This window comes from Collinsella sp. AF02-46-1, assembly GCF_003465825.1.
Lineage (GTDB): Bacteria > Actinomycetota > Coriobacteriia > Coriobacteriales > Coriobacteriaceae > Collinsella.
The window spans coordinates 1-26,592 of sequence record NZ_QSBV01000009.1 but is presented as its reverse complement, the minus strand read 5'-3'; the positions used below and the strand labels follow the sequence as shown (position 1 = coordinate 26,592).

Annotated in this window: 26 protein-coding genes; all 26 read left to right on the top strand. The window is 61.4% G+C overall.

What is annotated here, in order from left to right:
• Positions 1-3 precede the first annotated feature (3 nt).
• The 26 genes from DWV20_RS04970 (at position 4) to DWV20_RS04845 (ending at position 26,464) form a co-directional block, all read left to right on the top strand.
• On the top strand, positions 4-948 hold the full coding sequence (locus tag DWV20_RS04970; protein WP_035138537.1) for an aspartate carbamoyltransferase catalytic subunit: 945 nt from the start codon (positions 4-6) through the stop codon (positions 946-948).
• Complete coding sequence (locus DWV20_RS04965; RefSeq protein WP_117637247.1) at positions 932-2,221, top strand: dihydroorotase; 1,290 nt, start codon at positions 932-934, stop codon at positions 2,219-2,221. Before DWV20_RS04970 ends, DWV20_RS04965 begins: the two co-directional genes overlap by 17 nt.
• Positions 2,222-2,337: 116 nt before the next feature.
• Positions 2,338-3,105: a dihydroorotate dehydrogenase electron transfer subunit gene (locus DWV20_RS04960; RefSeq protein ID WP_117800177.1), complete on the top strand. Its 768-nt coding sequence runs from the start codon at positions 2,338-2,340 to the stop codon at positions 3,103-3,105.
• Between the two features lie 14 nt (positions 3,106-3,119).
• Positions 3,120-4,028 carry a dihydroorotate dehydrogenase gene (locus DWV20_RS04955; protein WP_006236128.1) on the top strand — a complete coding sequence of 303 codons (909 nt, stop codon included), beginning with the start codon at positions 3,120-3,122 and terminating at the stop codon, positions 4,026-4,028.
• Positions 4,022-4,738: an orotidine-5'-phosphate decarboxylase gene (pyrF, locus tag DWV20_RS04950; protein ID WP_118256509.1), complete on the top strand. Its 717-nt coding sequence runs from the start codon at positions 4,022-4,024 to the stop codon at positions 4,736-4,738. Before DWV20_RS04955 ends, pyrF begins: the two co-directional genes overlap by 7 nt.
• A gap of 239 nt (positions 4,739-4,977) precedes the next feature.
• Entirely contained in the window at positions 4,978-5,286 is a 309-nt protein-coding gene (gene mihF / locus DWV20_RS04945) for an integration host factor, actinobacterial type (protein WP_006236130.1), read from the top strand.
• Positions 5,287-5,856 carry a guanylate kinase gene (gene gmk, locus DWV20_RS04940; protein WP_099431806.1) on the top strand — a complete coding sequence of 190 codons (570 nt, stop codon included), beginning with the start codon at positions 5,287-5,289 and terminating at the stop codon, positions 5,854-5,856. It abuts the gene before it with no gap.
• A gap of 5 nt (positions 5,857-5,861) precedes the next feature.
• Entirely contained in the window at positions 5,862-6,143 is a 282-nt protein-coding gene (locus DWV20_RS04935) for a DNA-directed RNA polymerase subunit omega (RefSeq protein ID WP_035138532.1), read from the top strand.
• Complete coding sequence (gene thiI / locus DWV20_RS04930; RefSeq protein WP_118256508.1) at positions 6,144-7,388, top strand: tRNA uracil 4-sulfurtransferase ThiI; 1,245 nt, start codon at positions 6,144-6,146, stop codon at positions 7,386-7,388.
• Positions 7,389-7,601: 213 nt separating this feature from the next.
• A complete protein-coding gene (locus tag DWV20_RS04925) occupies positions 7,602-8,315 on the top strand; it encodes a helix-hairpin-helix domain-containing protein (protein ID WP_118256507.1) in 714 nt (237 codons plus the stop codon).
• Positions 8,312-10,615 carry a DNA internalization-related competence protein ComEC/Rec2 gene (locus DWV20_RS04920; RefSeq protein ID WP_118256506.1) on the top strand — a complete coding sequence of 768 codons (2,304 nt, stop codon included), beginning with the start codon at positions 8,312-8,314 and terminating at the stop codon, positions 10,613-10,615. Before DWV20_RS04925 ends, DWV20_RS04920 begins: the two co-directional genes overlap by 4 nt.
• A gap of 78 nt (positions 10,616-10,693) precedes the next feature.
• Positions 10,694-11,656 (top strand): DNA polymerase III subunit delta, encoded by a 963-nt coding sequence (holA, locus tag DWV20_RS04915; protein ID WP_118256505.1) that lies wholly within the window; start codon positions 10,694-10,696, stop codon positions 11,654-11,656.
• Between the two features lie 134 nt (positions 11,657-11,790).
• Positions 11,791-12,057, top strand: coding sequence for a 30S ribosomal protein S20 (gene rpsT, locus DWV20_RS04910; protein WP_022094714.1), 267 nt, complete (start codon positions 11,791-11,793; stop codon positions 12,055-12,057).
• A 96-nt stretch (positions 12,058-12,153) separates the two neighbouring features.
• A complete protein-coding gene (lepA, locus tag DWV20_RS04905; protein WP_117776228.1) occupies positions 12,154-13,965 on the top strand; it encodes a translation elongation factor 4 in 1,812 nt (603 codons plus the stop codon).
• 4 nt (positions 13,966-13,969) lie between these two features.
• Entirely contained in the window at positions 13,970-15,013 is a 1,044-nt protein-coding gene (gene dusB / locus DWV20_RS04900) for a tRNA dihydrouridine synthase DusB (RefSeq protein WP_118256504.1), read from the top strand.
• A 2-nt stretch (positions 15,014-15,015) separates the two neighbouring features.
• Positions 15,016-16,248, top strand: a complete 1,233-nt coding sequence (gene hemW, locus DWV20_RS04895; protein ID WP_118256503.1) for a radical SAM family heme chaperone HemW — start codon at positions 15,016-15,018, stop codon at positions 16,246-16,248.
• 58 nt (positions 16,249-16,306) lie between these two features.
• Positions 16,307-17,410 carry a DnaJ domain-containing protein gene (locus DWV20_RS04890; RefSeq protein WP_199408033.1) on the top strand — a complete coding sequence of 368 codons (1,104 nt, stop codon included), beginning with the start codon at positions 16,307-16,309 and terminating at the stop codon, positions 17,408-17,410.
• 81 nt (positions 17,411-17,491) lie between these two features.
• Entirely contained in the window at positions 17,492-18,640 is a 1,149-nt protein-coding gene (gene dnaJ / locus DWV20_RS04885; RefSeq protein ID WP_118256502.1) for a molecular chaperone DnaJ, read from the top strand.
• 9 nt (positions 18,641-18,649) lie between these two features.
• Positions 18,650-19,942, top strand: coding sequence for a MiaB/RimO family radical SAM methylthiotransferase (locus DWV20_RS04880; RefSeq protein WP_118256501.1), 1,293 nt, complete (start codon positions 18,650-18,652; stop codon positions 19,940-19,942).
• Entirely contained in the window at positions 19,923-20,909 is a 987-nt protein-coding gene (locus DWV20_RS04875) for a PhoH family protein (RefSeq protein ID WP_118256500.1), read from the top strand. Before DWV20_RS04880 ends, DWV20_RS04875 begins: the two co-directional genes overlap by 20 nt.
• Positions 20,906-21,415: an rRNA maturation RNase YbeY gene (gene ybeY / locus DWV20_RS04870; RefSeq protein ID WP_117564282.1), complete on the top strand. Its 510-nt coding sequence runs from the start codon at positions 20,906-20,908 to the stop codon at positions 21,413-21,415. Before DWV20_RS04875 ends, ybeY begins: the two co-directional genes overlap by 4 nt.
• Before the next feature lie 9 nt (positions 21,416-21,424).
• Entirely contained in the window at positions 21,425-21,802 is a 378-nt protein-coding gene (locus DWV20_RS04865) for a diacylglycerol kinase family protein (RefSeq protein WP_118256499.1), read from the top strand.
• Positions 21,803-21,814: 12 nt separating this feature from the next.
• Positions 21,815-22,885 (top strand): GTPase Era, encoded by a 1,071-nt coding sequence (gene era / locus DWV20_RS04860; protein ID WP_199581791.1) that lies wholly within the window; start codon positions 21,815-21,817, stop codon positions 22,883-22,885.
• A gap of 15 nt (positions 22,886-22,900) precedes the next feature.
• The gene (gene recO, locus DWV20_RS04855) at positions 22,901-23,650 is read left to right on the top strand and encodes a DNA repair protein RecO (protein ID WP_118064916.1); all 750 of its coding nucleotides are present in this window, start codon (positions 22,901-22,903) and stop codon (positions 23,648-23,650) included.
• A gap of 138 nt (positions 23,651-23,788) precedes the next feature.
• Positions 23,789-24,067, top strand: a complete 279-nt coding sequence (gene rpsO, locus DWV20_RS04850) for a 30S ribosomal protein S15 (RefSeq protein WP_099431792.1) — start codon at positions 23,789-23,791, stop codon at positions 24,065-24,067.
• A 150-nt stretch (positions 24,068-24,217) separates the two neighbouring features.
• Positions 24,218-26,464, top strand: a complete 2,247-nt coding sequence (locus tag DWV20_RS04845; RefSeq protein WP_118256498.1) for a polyribonucleotide nucleotidyltransferase — start codon at positions 24,218-24,220, stop codon at positions 26,462-26,464.
• The last annotated feature ends 128 nt before the right edge of the window (positions 26,465-26,592 follow it).

Genomic DNA, 26,592 nt, shown 5'->3' with positions numbered 1-26,592 from the left:
ACCGTGGCGTTCAACCATAAGCACCTGATCGACATTACCGAGTACTCCGAAGAGGACATCAAGCTCATCCTCGAGACCGCCAAGGCGTTCTCCGAGGTCAACGAGCGTGCGATCAAGAAGGTCCCCACGCTCAAGGGCAAGACCATCGTCAACATGTTTAACGAGCCCTCGACGCGCACGCGCAGCTCCTTCGAGCTCGCCGAGAAGCGTCTTTCGGCCGACAGCCTCAACTTTGGCGGCTCTTCGACCTCCACGGTCAAGGGCGAGAGCCTCGTCGATACCGTCGAGACCCTCAACGCCTATAAGATCGACTGCATCGTCGTGCGCGACAAGCACGCCGGCGCGCCCTACATCGTCACGCAGAACTCGCCCGCGAGCGTCATCTGCGCCGGCGACGGCAAGCACAACCACCCCACGCAGGCCCTGCTCGACCTGTACACCATCTGGGAGCACAAGGGCGACTTCCACGGTCTGAAGGTCGCCGTCGTCGGCGATATCGCGCACTCCCGTGTCTGCGGCTCGCTGATCCCCGCCCTTAAGATCATGGGCTGCGAGACCTACGCCGTCGCCCCCGGCACGCTGCTGCCGCCGGCGCCCGAGGTCCTGGGCTGCGACCACGTGACGAGCGACCTCGATTCCGTCCTGCCCGAGCTGGACGTCGTCTACATGCTGCGCGTGCAGCAGGAGCGCCTCGAGGGTGCCCCGTTCCCGACCATTCGTGAGTACCACAAGCTCTTCGGCCTGACCAAGGACCGCGAGAAGCTCATGAAGCCCGACGCGATCATCTGTCACCCGGGCCCCATCAACCGCGGCGTCGAGTTCGACTCCTATATGGCCGACCACCCGCAACGCTCCGTCATCCTGGAGCAGGTCTACGCCGGTATCTGCGTGCGTATGGCTATCCTGTATCTGCTGCTTGGAGGTGCCGATAATGGCCTTGCTTCTTAAGAATGCCCACGTCGTCGACCCGTCCGTCGAGCTTGACGGTGTCGTTGACGTCCTGATTGACGGCGATAAGATCGCCGAGGTCGGCGAGAATCTCGCCGTCGAGGGAGCCGAGGTCCGCGACCTTTCCGGCAAGTATCTCGTCCCCGGCCTGGTGGATATGCACGTGCATCTGCGCGAGCCTGGCTACGAGGTCAAAGAGGACATCGAGAGTGGCACTCGCGCTGCTGCCAAGGGCGGCTTCACCGGCGTGTGCGCCATGCCCAACACCGATCCCGTCACCGATAACGGCACCGTCGTGGAGTTCGTCAAGTCCCGCGCTGCCGAGGTCGGTCACTGCCGCGTCTATCCGTCGGGCGCCATGACCCGCGGTCTTAAGGGCGAGGCTATGTCCGAGATGGGCGATATGGTCGCCCACGGCGCCGTCGCCTTCACCGACGACGGTCGTGGCGTGCAGGGCGCGGGCATGCTCCGTCGCTGCATGGACTACGGCAAGATGTTCGGCAAGGTCTTTATGAGCCACTGCCAGGACGAGGACCTGGTCGGCCACGGCCAGATCAACGAGGGCAAGGTCTCGACCCGTCTGGCCCTCGAGGGCTGGCCGGCTGCCGGCGAGGAGCTCCAGATCGCCCGCGACATCGAGATTGCCAAGCTGACCGGTGCCAAGCTGCACATCCAGCACATCTCCACCGCTCATGGCCTGGAGCTCGTGCGTGCCGGTAAGGCTGCCGGTGTCCAGGTGACCTGCGAGGCTACCCCGCACCACATGTTCCTGACCGAGAACGACCTGGACGAGACCTACAACACCTCGCTCAAGGTCAATCCGCCGCTGCGCACCGACGAGGATGCCGAGGCCATCCGTCAGGGTGTCATCGACGGTACCGTCGACGCTATCGTTACCGACCACGCTCCCCACACCCCGTGGGAGAAGGCCCGCGAGTTCGAGCTCGCGCCCTTTGGAATGATTGGCCTCGAGACTTCGCTGTCGCTCGTGCTCACTGAGCTGGTCAACACGGGCAAGATGAGCGTGAGCCGCATGGTCGAGCTCATGGCCATCAAGCCGCGTGAGATTCTGGGCCTCGATCAGGTTCAGGTCAAGGCGGGCTCTGTCGCCGACCTGACCGTGTTCGACCCCTCCGCAACCTGGACGGTTGGCGAGGACGGTTACGAGTCGCGCGCCGAGAACTCCGGTTTTGCCGGCCGCACGCTCACCGGTCGTGCCACCGATGTATTTGTCGGTGGCAAGCAGACGCTCGCCGACGGCTGCATCTGCTAGCATAGCCTTATCGCTTTTGTGCGCGGCGCCCTTGCGGTGCCGCGCTTTCTGTTCGTTTAGACCATGCAACCGCATGGGGGATTGGAGCGTCTATGCCCACACCTTCCACTGCACGCATGCACGACTTCGAGGTCGTCTCGAACCGGGAGATCGCCGACGGCATCTTCTCGCTCGTCATCTCGGCCCCCAAGCTTGCAAGTGCGCTCAAGCCCGGTCAGTTTGTGAACATCGCCGTCCCCGGCGATGCGTCTTCTCTGCTTCGTGTGCCCTTGAGTTTCTACCGCGCCGACGCCGAGGCTGGCACCGTCGAGCTGTGGTACGCCGTCGTGGGCGACGATACCCGCCGTTTGTCCCAGATGGGCCCTGGCTCCACCTCTAACCTGTTGGGCCCCGGTGGCCGTGGCTGGATGGTACCCGAGGGCACCAGGAAGGCACTGCTCGTCGCCGGTGGCATCGGCGTTCCGCCTGTGCTGTGTCTTGCCGGCATGCTTGCCGAGCAGGGTGTTGATGTGGACGTGTGCCTGGGCTTTGGCACCGCTTCCAAAGTCGTGGGTGTCGATGAGTTCCGCGCGCTGGGCGCCACGGTTAACGTGTGCACCGACGACGGTTCGCTCGGCACGCACGGTTTTTGCACCGATCCTGCCGCAGAACTGCTTGGCGAGGGCGGCTACGACTACGTGGCCAGCTGCGGCCCCGCCGTCATGATGAAGAAAGTCGCCGCCGCTGCCGCTGAGGCCGGTGCGTACTGCGAGGTGTCGCTCGAGCGCATGATGAGCTGCGGCTTTGGCGCCTGCAACACCTGCAATGTCGAGACGGTCGACGGTATGAAGGGCGCCTGCATGTGCGGCCCCGTGTTCGATGCTTCCAAGGTGGTGGTCTTCTAGTGGGTACCGTGAACATGGCCGTCGATTTCGGCGGCGTCAAGATGCAGAACCCCATCAACACCGCAGCCGGTACCTTCGGCTACGGTTGGCAGTTCCAGAATTTCTTCGATGTTTCCCAGCTGGGCGCCATTACCACCAAGGGCTGTGCCGCCGAGCCCTGGCCGGGCAACCCTGCGCCTCGCATGGCCGAGATTCCTGGCGGTATGATCAACTCCGTGGGACTGCAGAACCCCGGTGTCGCCGCCTTTGCCCGTGAGTCCGGCCCGTGGCTCGAGCAGCTGTCCAAGGACGGTTGCCAGGTCATTTGCCAGGTTGCCGGGCACTCCGTTGACGAGTTTGTCCGCGCACTCGAGATGTATGTCGAGCTGTGCCCCTGGGCTGCCGGCTACGAGATCAACGTGAGCTGCCCTAATATCGCCGCCGGCGGTGCCGCCATGGGCTCCACGCCCGAGGGCGCCTCTTCCGTTATGGCTGCTTGCCGCAAGGTGACCGATAAGCCGCTGTTCGTGAAGATGGCGCCGGTCAACGTCGCCGAGATCGCCAAGGCCCTCGAGGCTGCCGGCGCCGACGGCCTTTCGGTCATCAACTCCATCCAGGGCATGGCCATCGACGTCCATACCCGCAAGTCCCGCGTGGCCAAGCCCAAGGGCGGCCTTTCGGGCCCGCTGTGCCACCACATCGCCGTGCGCATGGTCTGGGAGGTTGCCCAGGCCGTCGATATCCCCATCAACGGTGTCGGCGGTGTCATGACTGGCGAGGATGCGGCTGAGTTTATCCTGGCCGGCGCCACCTGCGTGTCGGTCGGCATGGCCAACTTCGTCGATCCGTGCGCTTCGCTTAAGATCGCGCATGAGCTCGAGGCCTGGGCCGAGTCCCAGGGCGTAAAGGACATCAACGAGCTGGTGGGTGCTTTCGAATGCTAGAGAATGATGCCCGCGACCGTGTTATCGTCGCCCTCGACTGCGACCGTGAGCGCGCGCTCGAGCTCGCCCACGAGCTTTCGGGCCATGCCGCCTGGCTCAAGGTCGGCATGACGCTCTATTACGCTGAGGGTCCCCAGATCGTCAAGACCTTTAAGGACCTTGGCTTTAAGGTCTTCCTCGACCTTAAGTTCCATGACATTCCGCATCAGGTGCGCGGCGCTGCCCGCTCGGCCTCGCTTGCCGGTGCCGACCTGCTTTCGGTCCACGGCCTGGGCTCGGGTGCTATGCTCGCTGCCTGCCGCGAGGGTGCCGAGGAGGCGCGTGAGGACCGCGCCAAGCTCGTCGCCATCACCGTGCTCACGAGCATGAATCAGGATGCCTTGAGCGAGATCGGCGTCGAGTCTCCCGTTGCCGAGGAAGCCGCCCGTCTGGCAAAGCTTGCCCAGACCAACGGCATCGATGGCATCGTGTGCTCACCGATGGAGGCTCACGACATGCGTGAGCTGCTGGGTCCTGATGCCCTGATCGTGACTCCGGGTGTGCGTCCGGTGGGTGCCGCCCTTGGTGACCAGTCCCGCGTGGCGACGCCTTCCCAGGCTATCGAGCGTGGCGCAAGCCACATTGTGGTGGGCCGTCCCATCACCGGTGCCGACGATCCGGTTGCCGCCTTTGACGCCATCGTCGCCGAGCTGGTCGAAAACGTTGCGTAAAAGATTCCCCTAAGTCACCACTTTTGGGTCTCATTAGCACAAAATAGCCCCTGTGCCTGCGTAAACTTTCCCATCCTTTGTGTGGAATCGCAGGTCAGGGGCTTAACTTTGGGCGCAGTATATTGCACTTTTTGCGGGTATCGTCTAACCTATGGAGCCGCGATTAGGCATTTTGTACGTTCTACGTGCTAAAATGCCAATTATTGAATCAGATATAACCCAACTATTTGGAGGTACGAATGGCACTCCCTCAGCTTACCGACGAGCAGCGCAAGCAGGCTCTTGAGAAGGCTGCTGCCGCACGTCACGCCCGCGCTGAGCTTCGCGAGCAGATCAAGAAGGGCGAGAAGTCCCTCGAGTCCGTGCTCAACTCCGATGACCCCATCGCTTCCCGCATGAAGGTTTCCACCCTCATCGAGTCTCTCCCCGGTTATGGCAAGGCCAAGGCCGCCAAGATCATGGAGGAGCTCGGTATCTCCGCTACTCGTCGCGTCCAGGGCCTCGGTGTCCGTCAGCGCGAGCAGCTCCTCGAGCAGCTGACCAAATAAGTGAGCGCTCAGGATTCCAAGCTCTTTGTGATTTCTGGACCGTCAGGCGCAGGCAAGGGTACGCTCGTCACTCGTGTGCGCGAGCGCCGCTCGAACCTGGGTCTGACGGTTTCGGCTACCACGCGAGCACCACGCAAAGGTGAGGTCGACGGCGTCAACTACTTTTTTCTGACGCGCGAGGAGTTCGACCGCCGCGTGGCAAACGGTGAGTTTGTTGAGTGGGCCGAGGTCCACGGTAACTGCTACGGCACGTTGGTGAGCGAGGTCACATCCAAGCTCGCCTCGGGCTCGTCTCTGATTTTGGAGATCGATGTCCAGGGCGCCCTGCAGGTGAAGGAGCGTTTCCCCGAGGCCGTGCTGATCTTTATCAAGCCGCCTTCGCTTGAGGTGCTCCGCGAGCGTCTAGTCGGTCGCGGTACCGAGACGCCCGAGACGATTGAGCTGCGTATGGCAAACGCTGCCGATGAGCTTGCCCTTGCCGACCGCTACGACGACGTCGTGGTGAATGACGATCTCGACCGCGCGACCGATGAGCTCGTTCGCGTTCTCGATATGCATGAAAGGATCTGAGGTCCGTGTCCGTTGTAAAGCCTTGCATTGACGATCTTCTGGAGAAGACCGATCACAACCGCTTCCTGCTCGCTTCGCTTGCCTCCAAGCGCGCCTGCGACATCAATAGCATGCTGCGTGGCCAGCACAACCGCGTGCTTGCCGTCCAGGATGTTGATGACATCACCATCGGGCTTTCCGGTGCCGATACCATCTCGATGGCTATGGACGAGATTGTCGACGGCGACATCTCTTACGACGAGGCCCGTTACGAGAAGGCGCTCGGCCACAAGGTTGCTGAAGCCTAAATGGCGGCTCGCGTCTGCCTAGTCCACTATCACGAGGTTGGGCTGAAGGGCAAGAACCGCGCACATTTTGAGCATATCCTCATGGATAACATCAAGGCGGCCTTGGCCGCCTTTTCCGTGAACGCCGTGTCTCGAATTTCCGGTTATATCCTCGTGACCTTTAACGAGCATCAGGCCGACGAGGCGGCGCGTGTCATCCGCACCGTCCCCGGCGTTGCCCGTGTGTCTTTGGCGTATCACACCAACCGCGACCCGCAGGAGTACTGCGCCGCCGCTGTGAAGGCGCTGCGCGAGTTTGGTTCCTTCGATTCGTTTAAGGTGCACGCCAAGCGCTCCAATACTGACTATGAGCTCACCTCGATCGATATCAATCGACAGGTTGGCGAGGTGCTGTGTGAGGCGTTTCCCGATAAAAAGGTCCAGATGCACGACCCCGACGCGATGGTGCACGTTCTGGTGGTTCAGGGTAGTGTCTACGTGTATGCGCGCTCCCAGCGCGGCGTTGGCGGCCTTCCGGTGGGTTCTGCCGGCAAGGTCGTGACGCTGCTGTCGTCGGGTATCGATTCTCCGGTGGCGACCTGGATGCTCGCGCGTCGCGGCGCGGTGTGCGTGCCGGTGCATTTCTCCGGTCGTCCGCAGACGCCCGACACGAGTGAATACCTGGTGCAGGACATCATCCGTGCGCTTGAGCCGGGTGTCCAGATCGGCCGCCTGTACGTGGTGCCGTTTGGCGACTGCCAGCGTGAGATTTCGGTCACCTGTCCCAGCAACCTGCGCGTGATCATGTATCGCCGCATTATGTATTCGGTTGCTGAGCGCATTGCACACATCGAGGGTGCCAGGGCCATCGTTACGGGCGAATCGCTTGGGCAGGTTGCCTCCCAAACGCTTGAGAACATCATGGCCGTCAACGAAGCCGTGAAGATTCCCGTGTTCCGTCCTCTCATCGGTTCGGACAAGCAGGAGATCATCGTGCGCGCCGAGGAGATCGGTACCTTCGATATCTCGACTGAGGCCGCTCCCGACTGCTGCACGCTGTTTATGCCGCGTCGTCCCGAGACGCACGCTAAACTCGATGCCGTGCATGAGGCCTGGGAACTGTTTGATCATGAGGAGATGATTGAGCGCCTGCTCAAGCAGACAGAGTACATCGACTTCGAGAGCAACACATATAAGGCCCCTAAGACCTTAAAACGCAAACATTCGGAGCTTGCTCCGCGTGAGATTTACCAAGATTACGAGTAAATTTGTGCATAGACCGACGATGCGCCTGCATCGTCGGTCTTTTGCCATCTGGGCATTTTGCGGCTAAGTGTTCATTTGCTGACGTGTGCCTGAATAAATGGACAGATTTGTGCAAGGTTTTGGTCAGCTTTTGGTTTGACCTCGAAAACCGGTTTTCGGGCGTGGCTGTTGCGGAGCTCCTTTCCTGACACGATGGTGTTGGGAGGTTTTGCTATGGCGCAGCGCGAACAACACGAACGAGTCAAAAAGATGGACCGTTGGGCGGGCAAACTGCTCGGTCATAAGACAGTGGTGATGGCGATACTGGTCGTCATTGCGATGGCGAGTGGACTGGCAATGGCGAACCTTGGCGGCGGTGCCGGCGGTGTGTCGTTTGAGCGCACTGATGGTTCGGGCACGTTAGTGGAGCCGGGATCCGGCGATGCTTCGAGTGGAAAGACATCTGAAGGCTCTTCGCCTAAGGCGTCTGCCGCGGCAGAGGTCTATGTCGATGTTGATGGCGCCGTGGTGTCACCCGGTGTATATCGCCTCAAAGACGGGGCGCGGGTGGCTCAGGCGATTGATGCCGCCGGCGGGCTGGCGCCCGAAGCAGACGTTACGGGGCTTAATCGTGCATCCAAGGTCACTGATGGACAAAAAATTCACGTTCCAACGGTAGGGGAGCAGCAGGTGTCCATTGCGGAAGCCGGTGTTGATGGTGGGACTTCCGCATCATCAGGCGTCGGTGGCGCAACAGGCCTAGTAAACATTAATACGGCAAGCTCGGCAGAGCTGCAGACGCTTTCGGGCATCGGCCCCTCCATGGCCCAGTCGATTATCGATGAGCGGACAAAGAACGGTGCTTTCGCCTCGGTTGACGATCTGATGCGTGTGTCGGGAATCGGCGAGAAGAAGCTTGCCAAAATCAAAGATTGCATCTGCGTATGAGCGCGACCGAGCGCGAGCACGTGATGCCTCCGCGACCCCTGATTCCGTGGACGATGGCCCTGTGTGCCGGCATGTGCGTGAGCTGCGCCTTGGTGCTCAGCATAGCCGCTGATGCGCTGCTGAGGGAGCGGGCGACGGCGGTCGGGCCGCTATGGGCCATTCCCGTTGCGGCAGCGGTTTTCGTTGTGCTGGCTCACTCTTGTGCGCGGCTTGCCCCTTTGAAGCGGTGGCTGTATGCCGCGTCCGCCGGTCTCGTGGCGGGAGCGGTCGTCTCGGCGTGGTGGGCTGTGGGTGTGCTCAGCGCCTCGAAGGCGCTCGACGGTCGAGCGGCAAGCGGCCTCGAGTTTGTCGTGCAGGGTGATCCATCCATAAACGACGACGTGTATTCCTATACCTGCGAGGCACGCGCGGACGGTAAGAACTTGGCAACGGTTCGCCTATCGTGTGATCGTGAGCTCAAGGTCGGGGCGCACGTGCGTGTTATCGGTCGCGTTTCGCGTTTTGAGAACGAGGCATATGGACGATCGCGCGTGCTCCGAGGCGAGGTGCGTAAGGTTAAAGCCGTTCGGATTGTGTCGGTCGATGAGGGTTCTCCGGGGCCGCTGCTTCGGCTGCGAAATGGGCTGCTTGCGTCCATCGCGCCTGCGACCGACCCGGCGCGTGCGCTCATAGCCGGTGTCGTCTGCGGTCGTTCGGCCGAGCTGCGCGCCCAGCCGGCGGGCGACTGGTTTTCTGTGACGGGAACGGCACATCTTATCGCCGTCTCGGGCAGCCATTTGGCTATCGTGGGGTTTGTAATCGAGGGCGTATTGCAAAAGACTCGGTGCTCACGTGGTCTTCAGCGGGCGATATTGGCGATAACGCTTGTGGGCTACGCTGCATTTACGGGCGCGTCTCCCTCGGCCGCGCGCGCGTGCTGCATGGTGTTCGTGACGCTTGTCGTAAACGACGCGGGGCGTCGTCGGCACGGCCTTTCGGCACTCTTCGTAACCATGTCCATCTTTGTGCTACTGCGGCCGACGGTGCTGTTCGAGATGGGCTTTCAGCTATCATGTGCCAGCGTCTTAGCCATTCTGTGCTTTTGCCCCTATGCGACCTACGCTTTGGGTGAGCTGGGCGTGCCATCGGGCTTTGCCAGCATGCTTTCCGTCACGCTATGCTCGCAACTGGCGACACTTCCCATCACCATTCCTGCCTTCGGTACATTCTCGCTCATTGCTCCGTTGGCAAATGCGGTCATCGGTCCGGTGGTGAGCGTACTGCTCGCTGTGTCGATCGTGCTGGCTCCCTTTTCGCTCGTGGGACCGTTGCGGACTTGGGCGCTCGTTGTGCCCATGATTGCCGCCCGTTGCGCGCTGTTCTTCGAGCAGCTGTTTGCCGCCATGCCGGGTGCATCCGTGAGCGTGCCGCCCGATAGCATGTGGATTTACCTAGTGCCGTGTTTTCTGGCGGTTCTGCTGGTCTGGTGGCCGCGTCCCCGTGCACGTCCTATGGCGGTGGGGCTTGCTTGCCTGATGCTCTTGGCTGCGATTCCGTACGTCTATTGGGATCGATTCGCTCCGCCTTCGGTGACGGTGCTCGATGTGGGCCAGGCCGATGCGATTCTTATCCGCCAAGGCGGCGCAGTTGCACTTGTCGACTGCGGGCTCGACGAGCGTGTGGTTGCGGCGTTGGTTCGCAATTACGTGCACCATATCGATGCCGTTTTTGTGACGCATTGGGATGAGGACCACTGGGGTGGTTTGCCTGCCGTGCTCGAACAGTTTTCGGTCGGAACGATTGCCGTGGCGGCGGATGCGCTGGAGGATGCTCCTGCCGAGGTATTGAACCGACCTGGCGTGGAGTATCGGCAGGTGCGCCGTGGGGATACGGTCGATATCGGCTCATTTTGCGCTCGCGTGATGTGGCCATTCGAGTCCGTGGATGGCGAGGGAAATGAGGACTCGCTTGTCCTGCTGCTCTCTTATGTTCAGGAAGGCAAGGGCCTGCGCATGCTCCTCACCGGTGATGCCGAACTCGATCAAGAACGGGAATTCGTGCAGGAGGTGGGGGATATCGATGTCCTTAAACTTGGGCATCACGGCTCCAAGGTTTCAGTCGATGGAGAGTTGCTGGGCGTCCTGAAGCCCGAGCTTTCCCTCGCGAGCGCGGGCGAGGGGAATCGATACGGCCATCCGTCCGATGCCTGCATCGATGCCGTTAAGGAAGCGGGTGGTGTGTTCGCGTGTACCATCGAACACGGCGACATTACCGTCACACCGACTGCGAATGGCTTTGCGATGCGATGCCAGCGACCGTGACGACGTCGTTGGCGTGTGGTGGGCCCCTGGGCTAGAATGGCACGGAACGAATACGAAGGCCTGCGGGAGGGGAGCGCAATGTCCGAAACCGGTTTGCTGCCGGCATATCTGATCGTCGGTACCGACGGCGTTAAGCGCGACCACGCCGTCTCGCGTATGAAAGCGCGTCTGGAAAAGTCGGGTATGGTCGAGTTCAACCTCGACGAGCGAGACATGACCAAGGACCCCGATATCAAGTCCATTATCGGATCGCTTAACACCTTTCCGATGGGCAGCGAGTTTCGTCTGGTAATCCTCGATGGCTGCTCAAAGCTCGCCAAGGCGGTCTCGGAGCCGCTCGTCGAGTATCTGGCGAGTCCCAGCCCAACAACGGTCTGCCTCATCATCGCCGACTCACTTGCCAAGAATACGCGCCTGTATAAGGCAATCGCCAAGATCGACAAGAAGGCTATCGTCGATTGCTCGGGTACCAAGCGCTGGGAACTGCCGCGCCGTGTTCAGCAGATGGCGACGCAGCGCGGTAAGTCGATTTCGACGGCGGCCGCCGAGGAGCTCGTCTCGCGTTCGGGCGAAAACACGCGCATGCTCGATAACGACTTGGCTAAGCTTGCCCAGATGGTCGAGGCGCCCCAGATTGAACTTGCCGATGTTGAGCGCTGGATTGTACGTACGGCCGAGGTCCAACCCTGGGACTTCCTCAACGCCGTCTCGGCTCGCGATATGCGGCGTTCGCTCGAGCTCTTTAAGCTCCTGCCCTCCAAGAGCTACGTGTGGACTTACACATTGCTGTGCGGTCGCATCCGTGAGCTGATCGTCGCCAAGGCGCTCGACGCGCGTGGGCAGGGTCGCGAGCTGGCCGCAACGCTCAAGCTCCAGTCCTGGCAGGTCAAAAATCACCTGACCTGGGCACGCCGCTATTCGATGGCAGAGCTGGTCGCAGCGCTCGAGGGTGCCGTTGATGTGGAGCTCGCGCTCAAGGGTTCGGCCGATTCTCAGACGGCGCTTTTGCTCTGGATTACGAACATCTTGAGAAAATCGTGATGATACCTGCCTATTTGACAAATTCGTTCTATCCCTTTGAGGAGGAGCGTGCTATAGTAGGCGCTTGCATGACCTCACCGTGTCTCAGAGGTGTCATACATTTTTTTGCAAGGAACTCGAAAGGAACTCCAGAAGTGGCAAACATCAAGTCTCAGAAGAAGCGTATCCGCACCAATGAGGCAGCTCGCATGCGTAACAAGGCTGTCAAGTCCGAGCTCAAGACGCTGACCAAGCACGTCCAGTCCGCCGTCGCCGAGGGCGACGCCGAGAAGGCCCAGGCTGCCCTCAAGACCGTCACCAAGCGTCTCGACATGGCTGCCGCCAAGCATGTTATCCACAAGAACCAGGCTTCCAACCGCAAGTCCGGTCTTGCCAAGCTCGTGAACAGCATCAACGCCTAAGTTGTAAATTTCACACCACACAGATTACGCGCATAAATGGAGCCTGTTTTATGGAACAGGCTCCATTTTTTGTACCGCTCGGGTAAGATAGTCCGCATGAATACTTCAATTGACATTTCCCACATCCGCAACTTCTCGATCGTTGCGCACATCGACCATGGCAAGTCCACGATCAGTGACCGCATCCTCGAGCTCACCCATACCGTCGACGAACGCGACATGGAGTCGCAGCTGCTCGACACCATGGATATCGAGCGCGAGCGCGGCATTACGATCAAGTCCAATGCCGTCCGCGTTTCCTATGACGCCGACGATGGTGAGACGTATCAGTTCAATCTGATCGATACGCCGGGCCACGTGGACTTTACCTATGAGGTCTCGCGCTCGCTGGCAGCCTGTGAGGGCGCGGTACTCGTTGTCGACGCCACGCAGGGCGTCGAGGCGCAGACCGTTTCCAACGCGACGCTCGCCATGAACGCCAATCTGGACATTGTGCCGGCCATCAACAAGATCGACCTGCCCTCGGCCCATCCCGATGAGGTTAAGACCGAGATCGAGGATGACCTGGCGATCCCTGCCGATGATGCCGTGTGCGTCTCGGGCAAGACCGGCGAGGGCATTCACGATCTGCTGGAGTCCATTGTCTTTTTGATTTCGCCGCCTAAGGGCGATGCAAACGCTCCGCTCAAAGCGCTCATTTTGGATTCGTACTTTGACGAGTATCGCGGTGTGGTGGCTACGGTGCGCGTCTTCGATGGTTCCATCAAAAAGGGCGATACCCTGCTTATGATGCAAGCCAAGGGCGACTTTTTGGTCGACGGCGTGGGCGTCAAGCGTCCTGCCGAGACCCCGGTCGACGCGCTGACGGTCGGCGAGGTCGGATATGTGGTCACGGGCTTGAAGGATCCCGAGGCCGTTCGCGTGGGCGATACCCTTACGTGGGCGTCGAACCCCTGCCCCGAGCCGCTCCCCGGTTATCGCGAGGCCAAGCCCATGGTCTATACGGGCCTGTTCCCGATCGACAACAAGGACTACGAGAACCTGCGTGACGCGCTCGATAAACTGCACGTCAACGACCCGTCGTTGGTGTGGGAGCCCGAGACCTCGGTGGCGCTCGGCTTCGGCTTCCGCGTGGGCTTCCTGGGCCTGCTGCACATGGAAGTCGTCAAGGAACGCCTGGAGCGCGAGTTCAACCTGGACCTCATTGCCACGAGTCCCTCGGTTGATTATCACGTCTACAAGACCGACGGCGAAATGATCGATGTCCGCAGTCCGCAGGACCTTCCCGAGGCCACACGCATCGATCGTATCGAGGAACCCTACCTCAAGGCAAAGATCATCTGCCCGCCTGAGTACACGGGTGCCGTCATGCAGCTCGCCATCGAGCACCGCGGCGTCACAACCGACATGATCCACCTGACGAGCAAATCGGTCGAGATGCGCTTCGATATGCCGCTCGCCGAGCTCATCTTGGATTTCTTCGATCAGCTCAAGAGCCGCACCAAGGGCTATGCCTCGCTCGACTACGAGTTCAACGAGTACCGTCCCTCCGAGCTCGTGAAGCTCGATATTTTGCTTTCGGGCGACGAGGTGGACGCGCTTTCGTTTATCGTCCATAAGGACAAGGCATATGGCCTGGCCCGTGGCCTGTGCGACAAGCTCAAGGAGATCATCCCGCGTCAGCTGTTCGAGGTGCCTATCCAGGGTGCTATCGGCAACAAGATCATCGCCCGTTCCACCGTCAAGGCGCGTCGCAAGGACGTTCTTGCCAAGTGCTACGGCGGCGATATCTCGCGTAAGCGCAAGCTGCTCGAGAAGCAGAAAGAGGGCAAGAAGCGCATGAAAGCCATCGGATCGGTCGAGGTTCCGCAGGAGGCCTTTATGGCGATCCTCAAGGTGGACGAGTAGGTCCATGGCGCTTTCTGATTACAGCAAGCGGCTGCTGGGTGCCTATGCCGAGCAGCCGTTCCTTATGGCTCCCATGGCGGGCGTAACCGACCCTGCCTATCGCATCATGTGTCGCCGCCGCGGTGCCAACCTTGCCTACAGCGAGATGGTGAGCGTGGCGGGCCTTGCCTATGCCAGCAACAAGACCTGGCGCCTGGTGCTACCGGCCGACGAGGAGCAACAGATCTGCGTGCAGCTCTTTGGCTCCAAGCCCGATCAGTTTGCGAGCGCCGTTGCCGCCGTCGAGGAGCGCGTTGGCGATCGCCTGTCGCTCATCGATATCAATATGGCATGCCCCGCCCGCAAGGTCGTTACCAAGGGCGAGGGTTCGGCGCTCATGCGCACGCCCGACCTGGCGGAGAAGATCGTCGAGGCCACGGTGGGCGCGGCGCACGTGCCCGTGACCGTCAAGATCCGCAAGGGCTTTTATACCGAGGACCGTAATGCCGCGACGTTTGCCCAGATGCTTGAGGGCGCAGGGGCTGCCGCAGTCGCCGTGCATGGTCGTTGCGCCACGCAGCTCTACACGGGCCAGGCCGACTGGTCGGTCGTCGATGAGGTTGCCGACGCTGTCGAGATTCCCGTGATTGGTTCGGGCGATGTGTTCTCGGCCGAGGACGCTGCGGAGCATCTGCGAAACTCGGGTGCCAGCGCGGTGTTTATCGCGCGCGGCATCTACGGCAATCCGTGGGTGTTCGGCGATGCCCGAGCCCTTGCACTCGATGGCACGCCGGTTCCTTCTCGCTCCTCGGTCGAGCACCTGGAGGCTCTGCGCGAGCACCTAACGCTGACGCACGAGCTTCTGCCGCTCATGTCGCGTGCTCGCACGTACGCAAGCTGGTACTTAAAGGGCATGCCCCATGCCGCCGCCTGGCGCGCTCAGGTGGTGCGTTGCTCTACGTACGAGGAGTTCATGTCGCTGGTCGATGATATCGAGCGCGACGTGGTGGCCTGCGAGGCCGCGCTTGCCGCCGGCGAGTCGGTGCCTGCTCATCCGCTGGAGGCCTAACGGTGGCCGTTACCGCGCTGTACGTGCACGTGCCGTTTTGCGCTCAAAAGTGCCGGTACTGCGACTTTGACTCGCGCAGCTTTGCTGCGTGTGATTTGGATGCCGCGCTTGATTCCTATTTTGAGCAGTTGTATGCGCGCCTCGATTCCTTTGGCGACGCCGGGGCGCTTGCGCAGGTCCGCACGGTCTATACTGGCGGCGGCACGCCATCGCTGGCAGGGGAGCGCCTGGTGGAACTTGCCCGGCGTATCTCCATGTGGTGCAAACCCGTTGAATTTACTTGCGAAGCCAATCCTGAGTCCCTGACCGCTGAGCTCGCCTCAGCGCTTGCCGAGGCGGGTGTCACGCGCATCTCTCTGGGCGTGCAAACCCTCGACAATACCGAGCTGGCTGCTATTGGCCGCATTCACGATGCCAATCGGGCACTTGCGGCTATCGCGACGGTGAAGGATGCTGGCCTCGATGTGTCGTGCGACCTGATGTGCGGCCTTCCCGGGCAGACGGCCGCAAGCTGGCGGAGCACGCTCGATGTCGTGTTGGCGGCGGCGCCTCATCATGTGTCGGTCTACCCGCTCACGCTCGAGGAGGGCACGCCACTCTATCGCATGGCGTGCCGTGACGAGTCGCTCGAGCCCGACGAGGATTTTCAGGCTTCGTGCATGGACGCGGCGCGTGAGCGCCTGGGTGCGGCCGGCTATCATCCGTATGAGGTGGCAAGCTACGCGCTCGATGGCCATGAGTGCGCCCATAACATTGCCTACTGGACCGGACGGGGCTACCTGGGCCTGGGTCGTTCTGCCGCGGGCATGCTCGACGACGAGGATTTCGACCGTCTTGCAGGCTTGTTCCCCGGCGTGTCTTCTCGGGGCGATGCGTACCGCGTGCGTCTGGTGCAACGTGACGATGACGCGACGGCGTTCGAGGCCGAATATCTGTCGCAGCGTGAGGCTGTCGCCGAAGACTTGATGCTCGCTTGTCGCATGACGCGCGGTGTTGCGTCCGACCTGTTGGCTCGTGCAGCTTGCGTCATCCCAACGGGCGAGCTGGCAGCTGCCTGCGATCGCGCGCTCGAATTGGGTCTTGCCACTTGGGTGCCCGAGACGCTCTGGGGTCATGAGGGACCCTTCACTACGGCAGATGTCGTCGCGGGCCATGTTCGAGCTCGTCTGGCGCCGACCCATCTGGGCTGGCTCGATGGAAATGTTCTGTTCGAGCTGTTTTGGGATCTAGCTTAGGCCGCTCGGGTAGAATTACCGGAATATATACGCTGCTGTGAGCAGGAGGTTGCCGCGCATGGCGACGATGAACGAAAAAGATTACTACGAGATTCTGGGTGTCTCCAAGGACGCCACCTCGCGTGATATTCAAAAGGCCTTCCAGCAAAAGGCCCGTAAGCTCCATCCGGACGTCAATAAAGAGCCGGATGCCGAGGAAAAGTTTAAAGAGGTTTCCGAGGCCTACGCCGTGCTTTCGGATGAGCAAAAACGTGCGCGCTACGACGCCATGCGTTCTGGCAATCCCTTTGCCGGTGCTCCTACGGCTTCGCCCTATGGTGGCGGCTACGCCGGCAGCACGGGCTATGGCAATCCCTTTGAGGGGGGCTTTCCCTTTGGTGGCGCCTGGGGCCAGCAGCGTCGCGGCCAGGCTGCCTACAATCCCGAGAACGGCGCCAACGTGGTCGTCGATATCAAACTCGACGCCAAGGAGGCCAAGGGCGGTGCCCGCAAGACCGTCCGCTACACGCGTTTCGATACCTGTAGCAACTGCGGCGGCTCGGGCTCCGTTTCGTCTGAGCATGCCCATACCTGCCCGAGCTGCGGTGGCCGCGGCCACATCGACGTTGACCTGTCCTTCCTGTTTGGTGCGGGCACGTTCCAGTCGGTCTGCCCCGAGTGCGGCGGTTCCGGTAAGGTCGTGGCCGACCCCTGCCCCGATTGCGGTGGCAGCGGGCGAACCCGTGTGACCTCCGAGCAGACGATTGAGTTTCCTGCCGGCACGCACGATGGCGACGAGGTCCGCATTAGCGGCATGGGCCATGCTGGCACTAACGGTGCCGCGGGCGGCGACCTGGTCGGCCGCGCCCATGTTGAGGCCGAGCGCTTGGAAGGCAAAGCTCGTACTGGCTTTTACCTGATGGGCATTGTGGCGCCGTTTTTGGTGCTGTCGGCCATCTCGGGAGTGTTCTCGGCCTTTGCCGTGATGTGCTTTATTCCGTTTACCATGGGCCTGTTCATGGTGCTTTCGGACGGTGTGCTTCATCGCAGCCTGCTGTGGTGGAAGCGCGGTGCGATGCAGTTTGCCAACGGTTTTGCCAACGGCTTCATGTTCGCGCTCGTGTCGGTTTGGTTCGCGAGTTGCTCGCAACGGGCCATGCTTTCGCCGTATCAAATGCAATAACATCAAACCCTTTGTTTGCGGTCGGCCCAGCTTGGGTATAGGACGCACTGTGACAATAATGAAAGTCGGAAGGATTCGGTCGTGTCGGAAAAAAGGGATTACTACGAGGTGCTTGGCGTCGACAGGGATGCCGACGCGCGGACGATTAAGCGTGCGTTTTTAAAGAAGGCCCGTACCGTACATCCGGATGTTTCGGACGACCCCGAGGCCGAGGCCAAGTTCAAGGAGCTCAACGAGGCCTATTCCGTTCTTTCCGATGATCAGAAGCGTGCTAACTACGACCGTTACGGCACTGCCGACGGTCCTGGTGGTTCGGGCTATGTCGACATCAACGATATCTTTGGTGGCATGGGCATGGACGACCTGTTCTCGTCGTTCTTTGGCGGTGGCGCCGGTGGTGGCGCCCGCAGCCGTCGTGAGCGTCGTCGCGGACGTGACATGGCCATCTCGCTTTCGGTGACGCTCGAGGAGGCGGCACTCGGCTGCAAAAAGACTATCAGCTATGATCGCCTTGCTCCTTGCGAGGACTGCAACGGTACCGGTAGGGCCGAGGGTGCACAGGAAAAGCAGTGCAGTCGCTGCCACGGTACGGGCTACGTCACGACGGTTCAGCGATCGTTTTTGGGCCAGGTTCAGTCTTCCTCGCCTTGCCCCGACTGCCATGGCGAGGGCACGGTTATCGACCATCCCTGCGAGACCTGCGACGGTCAGGGCCGCACGCCTTCGCACGAAAAGATCGACATCGATATTCCCGCCGGCGTTTCGACCGGTCGCCAGCTGCGTGTGAGCGGCTTTGGCGAGGCCGGCCTTCGCGGCGAGCCTTCTGGCGACCTGATTGTCAACGTGCGCGTTGCCGACCATGAGCGCTTTAAGCGCAACGGTGACGACCTGTACCTGGTGAGCGATATCTCGATTGCGCAGGCTGCGCTCGGCTGCGAGATCGAGGTCGAGGGCATTATGCCCGACGAGGTCGTTAAGGTGACGGTTCCCGCCGGCGCCCAGTACGGCGACACCGTGAGCGTCAATAATTACGGCATGCCGCGCATTGGCGGTGGCGGTTCGCGTGGCCGCCTGATCGTGCAACTGCGCGTGGTCGTTCCCACCAATCTTTCCAATAAGCAACGCGAGCTGCTCCGTGCTTTTGCCGATGAGATGGGCGATGACGTCGCTTCCGGTAAGAAGTCGGTGACCGACCGTATCAAGAGTGCCCTCGACGATATCCTCGATTAAGGAGCCCGCGTGCTCGCACCCCATATTTCCGTCGTCAACCTCGGCTGCCGTGTCAACCGGGTTGAGTCTGACCGTATCACTGCCGATCTTATGCGCCTGGGCTTTGCTATTGTGGAGCCCCAGGATGCCGATTTGATCGTCATTAACACCTGTGCCGTTACGGGCGAGGCTGAGGCCAAGACCCGTAAGGCCGTCCGTCATGCGCTGGCCCATCCAAATGAGCCCTATGTGCTCGTGACCGGTTGCGTGGTCAATTTGCATCCCGAGGAGCTGTTGGAGCTTTCGGATCGCGTGATCGCCGAGCCGTCCAAGATCGATGTCGCCGAACGTGTCTGCGAGGTGCTGGGCGTTGAGTCCGATAGCGTTCCCGCCTGCAGCGATGGCGAGGTGGTCGATGCGCTCGGTCGCTCTCGCCTGGGCGTGAAGATCCAGGACGGCTGCAACCATCGCTGTACCTATTGCATTGTGTGGAAGGCGCGCGGTCCCGAGCGCTCCGTGCCCGTCGAGTCCGTGCTTGAGCAAGTTCGCGAGGCCCAGGAGGCCGGCGTGCCCGAGGTGGTGCTGACCGGTGTGAACCTGGGTGCCTACGATGGCAAGAGCGCGACCGACGAGCATGTCGAAATCGATGAGCTGCTCGAGGCCATCATGGAGCGCACGACTATTGCGCATGTGCGCATTTCCTCGGTCGAGCCCATGGATATCTCTGAGCGCCTGCTTAAGGTTATGGCGCGCTATCCGCAGCGTATCGCCCCGTTTTTGCACCTGCCCGTGCAGTCCGGCTGTACGGCGACCTTGCATCGCATGGGTCGTCCCTATGGTGCGGAGGCCTTTGAGGACACGGTGCGTATGATTCGCGCCAACTTGCCCCAGGCGTCTCTTTCGTGCGATGTCATCGTCGGTTTTCCTGGTGAGACGGACGAGGAGTTCGAGGAGTCGCTGGCGCTGTGCCGCCGTGTGGGTTTCTCGCGTATGCACGTGTTCCGCTATAGCAAGCGTCCCGGTACCCTTGCTGCCGACATGCCCGACCAGGTGCCGCCCGAGGTTATGGCCGAGCGCAGCCGTCGTATGCGAGACACGGCGCAGGAGCTCGCTATTGCCGATGCTCGTCGTCGCGTGGGCACTGTCGAGCGTGCCGTGCTCGAGTATGGTGACAGCCTGACGCTCGGTTCGTTCCATCATGCCCGTCTTGACGATACCTGTGGACTTACAGCCCCGTGCCTGCTCGATGTTGCTATCATCGGAGTCGATGATTCCGGCTTGGTCCATGCGCGCAGGGAGGTCCATGGAAGCCTCGAAGATTAGACTTACCGTTCCCGAGGGAATTGATCCCTCGTGCGTTTTGGGCGCAGGCGACGGCGTCCTTCGTGCACTCGAGAGCTTGGTTCGCGCCCATGTGGTCGCCCGTGGCGATAGCATCGCCGTGAGCGGTGACCCGGACGAGGTCGAACTCGTGGCTCGCTTTTTCGAACATGCTTTTCGCGAGGCGGCGGCCGGTCGTACCCTGTCTGCTGACGACGTCTCGCGTTGCCTGGCCGTCTTGCGCGACGGCGAGCATGAGGCCACATCGCTTCGCGATGACGTGCTGCTTTCATACCGCGGTCGTGTCATTCGTCCCAAGACGCTTGGGCAAAAGCGCTATGTGGATGCCATCCGCTCGCATACCATCACGTTTGGCCTGGGTCCAGCCGGTACCGGTAAGACTTATCTGGCCATGGCGCTCGCCGTTGCCGCGCTCAAGCGCCACGAGGTGGGCCGTCTGATCTTGACGCGTCCGGTTGTCGAGGCGGGGGAGAACCTGGGCTTTTTGCCCGGCACCCTCGAGGAAAAGATCGATCCGTACATGCGTCCGCTCTACGACGCCCTTTTTGACATGATGGATCGCGAGCGCACCGATGAGCTTATGGAGCGCGGCGTGATCGAGATCGCCCCGCTTGCCTATATGCGCGGTCGTACACTGAGCGATGCTTTCGTGGTGCTCGACGAGGCGCAAAATACCACGCCCGAGCAGATGAAGATGTTCCTGACACGCCTTGGATTCAACTCCAAGTTCGTGATTACCGGCGACCTCAGCCAGCGCGACCTGGTGGGTCGTCGTGGTGGCTTGGCGGATGTCGAGAAGATTTTGGGCCGTGTCGACGATGTGGCGTTTGCACACCTGGAGCGCGCCGATGTGGTGCGCCATGCCTTGGTGGGGCGTATTGTCGAGGCATACGATGCTTATGATGATGTGCGCGAGCAGCGCTCGCGCGACCGAAAGGAGTCCCGTTGAGTGTATTGATCAGCAACGATGCCGAGCTCGATACGCTGCTCGACGCGCAGGAGGTGGAGCACATCTGCGAGGTTGTGCTTGCCGCCGAGGGCGTTGAACGTGAAGTCGAGATTTCCCTTTCGTATGTCGACGAGGACGAGATGCACGAGCTCAACCACGAGTGGCGTGGCATCGACCGCACCACCGATGTGCTCTCGTTTGAATGCGACTCGGCCTTTGACGAGGATATTCCCGCCGACGAGACGCTCGAGCTCGGCGATATCATCTTGGCCCCGCAGGTTATTGCCCGTCAGGCCCCCGGTTTTGGCAATAGCCCTGCTGACGAGTGCCGTCTGATGCTCGTACACGGAATGCTGCACCTGCTGGGCTATGACCACATCGAGGACGACGAGGCCGAGGTCATGGAGGCCCGCGAGGACGCCATCCTGCGCGATCTGGCGCTCGAGCGCGGCGAGGACCCCAAGCTGGTCCACGTCGGTCCCATCACCAATCATGCCCACGACTAGGAGCCGTTTATGATTCCCGGATCGAACAAGGACCATCCGTCCTTCTTAAAGTCGTTTTCTTACGCCATGGAGGGCTTCGTCACCGCCGTCAAGACCGAGCGTAATATCAAGGTCATGCTCGCGGCTGGCGTGTGTACCGTCATTGCCGGCTGCATCGTCGGCCTCGACATTGCCGAGTGGGCCACGGTTATCATCTGCTGCGGCCTGGTGATTCACGGCGAGCTGTGCAATACCGCTATGGAGGCGATCGTCGACCTGGCGACCCAGGAGCTTCATCCGCTGGCCAAGCGTGCGAAGGACATCGCCGCCGCCTCTGTATACGTTCTTTCCATCACCGCCGCGATTGTGGGCGTGCTGGTATTTGCCCACGCGCTCGGCTTTATTTAGAAAGGGATTCCCATGTCCGACAATATGCAGCCTACCGATGAGATTTTGGACGACGAGTCCCTGGACGAGGCTGAAGGTGCCGATTCGTTTGACGAGGCCGAGGAGTTCGACCCGTTTGAGGGCATGAGCGATGAGGAGCTCGACGCCCTGTGCGACGAGGGCGACGGCCTCGCGGGCTTTGGTGACGTGGAGCCCGGTTTCCGCAGCGGCTTTGTGGCCCTGGTCGGACGCCCCAACGCCGGCAAGTCCACGCTGCTTAATGCCTGCTATGGCAAAAAGGTCGCCATCACCTCGCCGGTGGCACAGACGACCCGCCGTCGCATGCGCGCCGTCGTCAACCGTCCCGGCTACCAGCTGGTCTTTGTCGATACCCCGGGTATTCATAAGCCCAAGGACGGTCTGGGATCCGAGCTCAACAAGAGTGCGTTGTTCGAGCTGAACGATGTCGATGTTGTCGCGTTTTTGATTGATGCCACTAAACCGATTGGCAGGGGAGACGCCTGGGTTGCCGAGCGTGTCAAGAATGCCCGTTCCAAGAAGGTCCTGGTGCTCACCAAGGCCGATGAAGCCGACCCCGCACAGGTCATGGAGCAGCTTAAGGCCGCCCACGAGCTCATGGAATATGACGACGAGATCGTGACGTCGTCGGTCAAGAACTTTAACGTCGATGCCTTCATCGAGACCGTTGCGCACTTTTTGCCCGAGGGTCCGCGTTGGTTCCCCGAGGACATGGGTACCGACGCTTCCGATGAGACGCTCGTTGCCGAGTTTGTGCGCGAGAAGGTTTTGCGCCGCACCCGCGATGAGATCCCGCACTCCGTGGGCGTGATTTGCGATGCGCTTGAGCAGACCAAGAAGGTGCTGCGCGTGCACGCCACCATTTACGTCGAGCGCGAGGGCCAAAAGGGCATCATCATCGGCAAGGGCGGCGAGATGATCAAACATATCGGCATCGACGCCCGTCGCGACCTTGAGCGCATCTTTGGCACCCAGGTCTTTTTGGAGCTGGACGTGAAGGTCAAGGCCGGCTGGCGTGACGACGAGGCCCAGATTCGCCGCTTTGGCTATAACGCCGAGGATTAGGGACACGCGGCGCGAATGGCAGGTTCTCGTACATATCGCACGAAGGTGCTCGTCCTCGATAAGACCAAGCTCAAAGAGACGGACCTGATCCTGACGATGCTTGACGAGCGGGGTCGGCAGGTTCGTGCCGTGGCAAAGGGCGCGCGCAAACCCGGTGGACGCCTGGCTGCGCGCTGCGAGCTGTTCTGTACCGTCGATATGTTGCTCGCGCATGGACGCTCGCTCGACGTTGTTTCTCAGGCCGAGCTTTTGGAAGCGCCGGTTGGCGCCGCGCCCGATTACGAGACGACCTGCGCCGCAAGCGCGATTGCCGAGGTCGCGCGCGTGTGCTCATTCGAGGACGCCGAGGACCCGTTCACCTTTGCCATCACGCAGCGAGCGCTTGCCCTGGTGGGCAGCGGGCTCGACGCGGCGCATATGGACCTGCTCGTGGCGGCCTTTGTCTTTAAATTGCTGTCGCACGTTGGCTACCGACCCGATTTTTCGGCATGCGTGCTGTGCGGAGACCCGATGCTGTCGTATTTTTCGCCCCAGGCGGGCGGCCTCATGTGCGGGTCGTGCGCGTCGAGCGTGCCCGGTGCCGAGCTGGTGTCGACCGGTGAGGTCGCATGGCTGCGCGCCCTTATGTCCATGACCTTCGATGCGCTTATGGCCGAAAGGGTCGACCCCCATACCGCTGCCTTTTTGCTGGGGCTTTCGCACGTGTGGGCTGCGACGCACACTGATCAACGTCTCCGTGCGATGGAATTCATGTTGGGTCGGTGATGATGCGCAGGCGCGGGCTGCTTGTGGTAACATACCGACCTGTTGGTACCTCGACCTTGGATGCTCGCTCCACCGGCGGCTTCCCAGTCCGAGGCGAATAGCGTCGCCCGCGGGCGACAAGAAACGAAAGGTGAAACAATGACTGTTTCCAAAGAGCGCAAGGCGGAGCTGACTGCCCAGTTCGGTAACACCCCGGTCGACACCGGCAACCCCAAGGTTCAGGTCGCCATCCTGACCGAGCGCATCAAGGAGCTGACCGAGCACATGAAGTCCCACCAGAAGGACTTCCACACCCGTCGTGGTCTGCTCATGCTCGTCGGCCGTCGTCGTCGTCTTCTCTCCTACATCAAGAAGAACGACATCGTCGAGTATCGTGAGCTCATCAAGGCTCTGGGCATCCGCGACAACATCCAGTAAGGATTTGTACATGCAAGGAGCGTCCTGCGCAGCGGGGCGCTCTTTTTGTGTAAGGGCGTGAACAATCACGCTCTGAAGCGTGGCGGGGGCAGGGGGCCCGCGTCACATGAGGAGCCTGCAGGCAAGGGGCCTGCGGGGTAAAGGAGAACAATGACACTCGTATCCAAGACCTTTGAGCTGTACGGCAAGACCTACACCTTTGAGTCGGGCGAGCTTGCCAAGCAGGCCACCGGCGCCTGCCTGGTCAAGCAGGGCGACACCACGATGCTCGACACCGTGGTCGTCTCCAAGGAGCGCAAGAACTACGACTTCTTCCCGCTGACCGTCGACTTCAACGAGAAGATGTACGCCGCCGGCCGCATCCCGGGTGGCTACCTCAAGCGTGAGGGCCGTCCCAGTGAGAAGGCCACGCTCACCGCGCGCATGATCGACCGTCCGATTCGCCCGAGCTTCCCGGACGGCTTCCGCAACGAGGTACACATCGTCGCTACCTCGCTCGTCGCCGACCAGGTCAACCCCTTTGACGTCATCAACGTCATGGGTGCCTCCCTGGCCATGACGCTCGGCGGCGTGCCCTTCGAGGGCCCGCTTGCCTGCGTGCGCATCGGCCGTAACGTGGAGACCGGCGAGTTTATCGTCAACCCCACCTACGAGGAGCGCGAGAACTCCGACCTGGACCTGGAGCTGGGCGGCTCTGCCGACTTCATCTCGATGGTCGAGGCCGGCGCCGAGGAGATCTCCGAGGACGACATGCTCGCCGCCATGAAGTTTGGCCAGGAGGCCCTTGCCGCCTTCTGCCAGGCCCAGGACGAGTTCGTTGCCGAGTGGGAGCAGGTCAATGGCGCCATCGTCAAGAAGGAGTACCCGCTCGACCAGCCCGTCGAGGAGGTCCAGGAGCGCATCTTCGCCCACTACGACGAGATGGCCGCCGCCCTTCGCGATGCCGACAAGCTCTCCCGTATCGGTAAGGTCGAGGCTCTGAAGGAGTCCATCCGTGCCGAGTTCACCGAGGAGGAGCAGGCCGCTTGGGAGCGCGAGATCCCCGTGGCGCTCAAGAAGCTCGAGAAGAAGGCTATGCGCACCATGGTCGTCGAGACCGGCGAGCGCGTCGACGGCCGTGCCGCCGATGAGATTCGCCCCATCATGGTGAAGGATAACTACCTGCCGCTCGTTCACGGCTCCGGTCTGTTCCAGCGTGGCCAGACCCAGGTGCTTTCCGTCCTGTCGCTCGGTATGCTCAACGAGGGCCAGCGCCTGGATACCATCGAGCCCACCGAGGGCAAGCGCTATATGCACCACTACAACTTCCCGCCGTTCTGCACCGGCGAGACCGGCCGCATGGGCAGCCCCAAGCGCCGCGAGATCGGCCACGGCAACCTGGCCGAGCGCGCTCTGCTTCCGGTGCTCCCCGACGAGAACGAGTTCCCCTACGCCATCCGCGTCGTCTCCGAGGTCATGGAGTCCAACGGCTCCTCTTCGATGGCTTCGACCTGCGGCTCCACGCTCGCCCTTATGGACGGCGGCGTGCCCATTAAGCGCCCGGTCTCCGGTATCGCCATGGGCCTGATCCAGGAGGAGGGCAAGACCGTGGTCCTGTCCGACATCCAGGGTCTCGAGGACTTCCTGGGCGACATGGACTTTAAGGTCACCGGCACCACCGAGGGCATCACCGCCCTGCAGATGGACAACAAGGCCACCGGCCTTACCTTCGACATCCTGGCCCGCGCCCTGCAGCAGGCCAAGGAGGGTCGTGCTTTCATCCTGCAGAAGATGCTCGATGTGATCCCCGAGCCGCGCCACACCACACGCAGCACCGCTCCGCGTATCGTCTCCATCCAGGTTCCGACTGACAAGATTCGCGACGTCATCGGTTCTGGTGGTAAGGTCATCCGTGGCATCCAGGACGAGACCGGCGCTTCGGTCGACATTCAGGAGGACGGCACCGTCTTTGTCGGCGGCACTGGCGAGTCCGTCGATCAGGCCGTCGAGCGCATCAAGCTCATCATCAAGGTTCCCGAGCCGGGCGAGGAGTACACCGGTCGTGTGGTCTCCATCCAGCCATTCGGTGCCTTCGTGAATCTGCTGCCCGGTAAGGACGGCCTGCTGCACATCTCCCGCGTCGCCAAGGGTCGTGTGGAGAAGGTCGAGGACGTCCTCAACGTGGGCGACGAGGTCAAGGTCTTCGTCATCGAGGTCGACGATCGCGGCAAGATTTCGCTCGATCGTCTTGACAAGCCTGAGGCTCCGGCTCGCGCCGAGGGTTCCTCCGAGGGCGACGGCGAGCACTTCCAGCGCCGTGAGCGTCCGCGTCGCGAGCGCTCCGAGCGCAGCGACCGTCCGCGCCGTCCCGGCGACAACGGAGGCCGCAAGCCCCGCCGTCACCACGACGCCGAGTAACAGCCGTACATAACCAGCACCGCAAGGGCGACTCCGGACAGGGGTCGCCCTTTTGCTTGCGCCCGGGAGGGCCGCATATGAAGTTTCCTGCTCTACAGTCCTGCGCAAGACGGAAAGCACATTAAGTG

What these genes read in the sequence shown, in the direction of transcription:
- DWV20_RS04965 (WP_117637247.1), top strand. Translation starts at nt 932, where the DNA reads ATGGCCTTGCTTCTTAAGAATGCCCACGTCGTCGACCCGTCCGTCGAG.
- DWV20_RS04960 (WP_117800177.1), top strand. Translation starts at nt 2,338, where the DNA reads ATGCACGACTTCGAGGTCGTCTCGAACCGGGAGATCGCCGACGGCATC.
- DWV20_RS04955 (WP_006236128.1), top strand. Translation starts at nt 3,120, where the DNA reads ATGGCCGTCGATTTCGGCGGCGTCAAGATGCAGAACCCCATCAACACC.
- pyrF (WP_118256509.1), top strand. Translation starts at nt 4,022, where the DNA reads ATGCTAGAGAATGATGCCCGCGACCGTGTTATCGTCGCCCTCGACTGC.
- mihF (WP_006236130.1), top strand. Translation starts at nt 4,978, where the DNA reads ATGGCACTCCCTCAGCTTACCGACGAGCAGCGCAAGCAGGCTCTTGAG.
- thiI (WP_118256508.1), top strand. Translation starts at nt 6,144, where the DNA reads ATGGCGGCTCGCGTCTGCCTAGTCCACTATCACGAGGTTGGGCTGAAG.
- DWV20_RS04925 (WP_118256507.1), top strand. Translation starts at nt 7,602, where the DNA reads ATGGCGCAGCGCGAACAACACGAACGAGTCAAAAAGATGGACCGTTGG.
- DWV20_RS04920 (WP_118256506.1), top strand. Translation starts at nt 8,312, where the DNA reads ATGAGCGCGACCGAGCGCGAGCACGTGATGCCTCCGCGACCCCTGATT.
- holA (WP_118256505.1), top strand. Translation starts at nt 10,694, where the DNA reads ATGTCCGAAACCGGTTTGCTGCCGGCATATCTGATCGTCGGTACCGAC.
- lepA (WP_117776228.1), top strand. Translation starts at nt 12,154, where the DNA reads ATGAATACTTCAATTGACATTTCCCACATCCGCAACTTCTCGATCGTT.
- dusB (WP_118256504.1), top strand. Translation starts at nt 13,970, where the DNA reads ATGGCGCTTTCTGATTACAGCAAGCGGCTGCTGGGTGCCTATGCCGAG.
- DWV20_RS04890 (WP_199408033.1), top strand. Translation starts at nt 16,307, where the DNA reads ATGGCGACGATGAACGAAAAAGATTACTACGAGATTCTGGGTGTCTCC.
- DWV20_RS04875 (WP_118256500.1), top strand. Translation starts at nt 19,923, where the DNA reads ATGGAAGCCTCGAAGATTAGACTTACCGTTCCCGAGGGAATTGATCCC.
- DWV20_RS04865 (WP_118256499.1), top strand. Translation starts at nt 21,425, where the DNA reads ATGATTCCCGGATCGAACAAGGACCATCCGTCCTTCTTAAAGTCGTTT.
- era (WP_199581791.1), top strand. Translation starts at nt 21,815, where the DNA reads ATGTCCGACAATATGCAGCCTACCGATGAGATTTTGGACGACGAGTCC.
- recO (WP_118064916.1), top strand. Translation starts at nt 22,901, where the DNA reads ATGGCAGGTTCTCGTACATATCGCACGAAGGTGCTCGTCCTCGATAAG.
- rpsO (WP_099431792.1), top strand. Translation starts at nt 23,789, where the DNA reads ATGACTGTTTCCAAAGAGCGCAAGGCGGAGCTGACTGCCCAGTTCGGT.
- DWV20_RS04845 (WP_118256498.1), top strand. Translation starts at nt 24,218, where the DNA reads ATGACACTCGTATCCAAGACCTTTGAGCTGTACGGCAAGACCTACACC.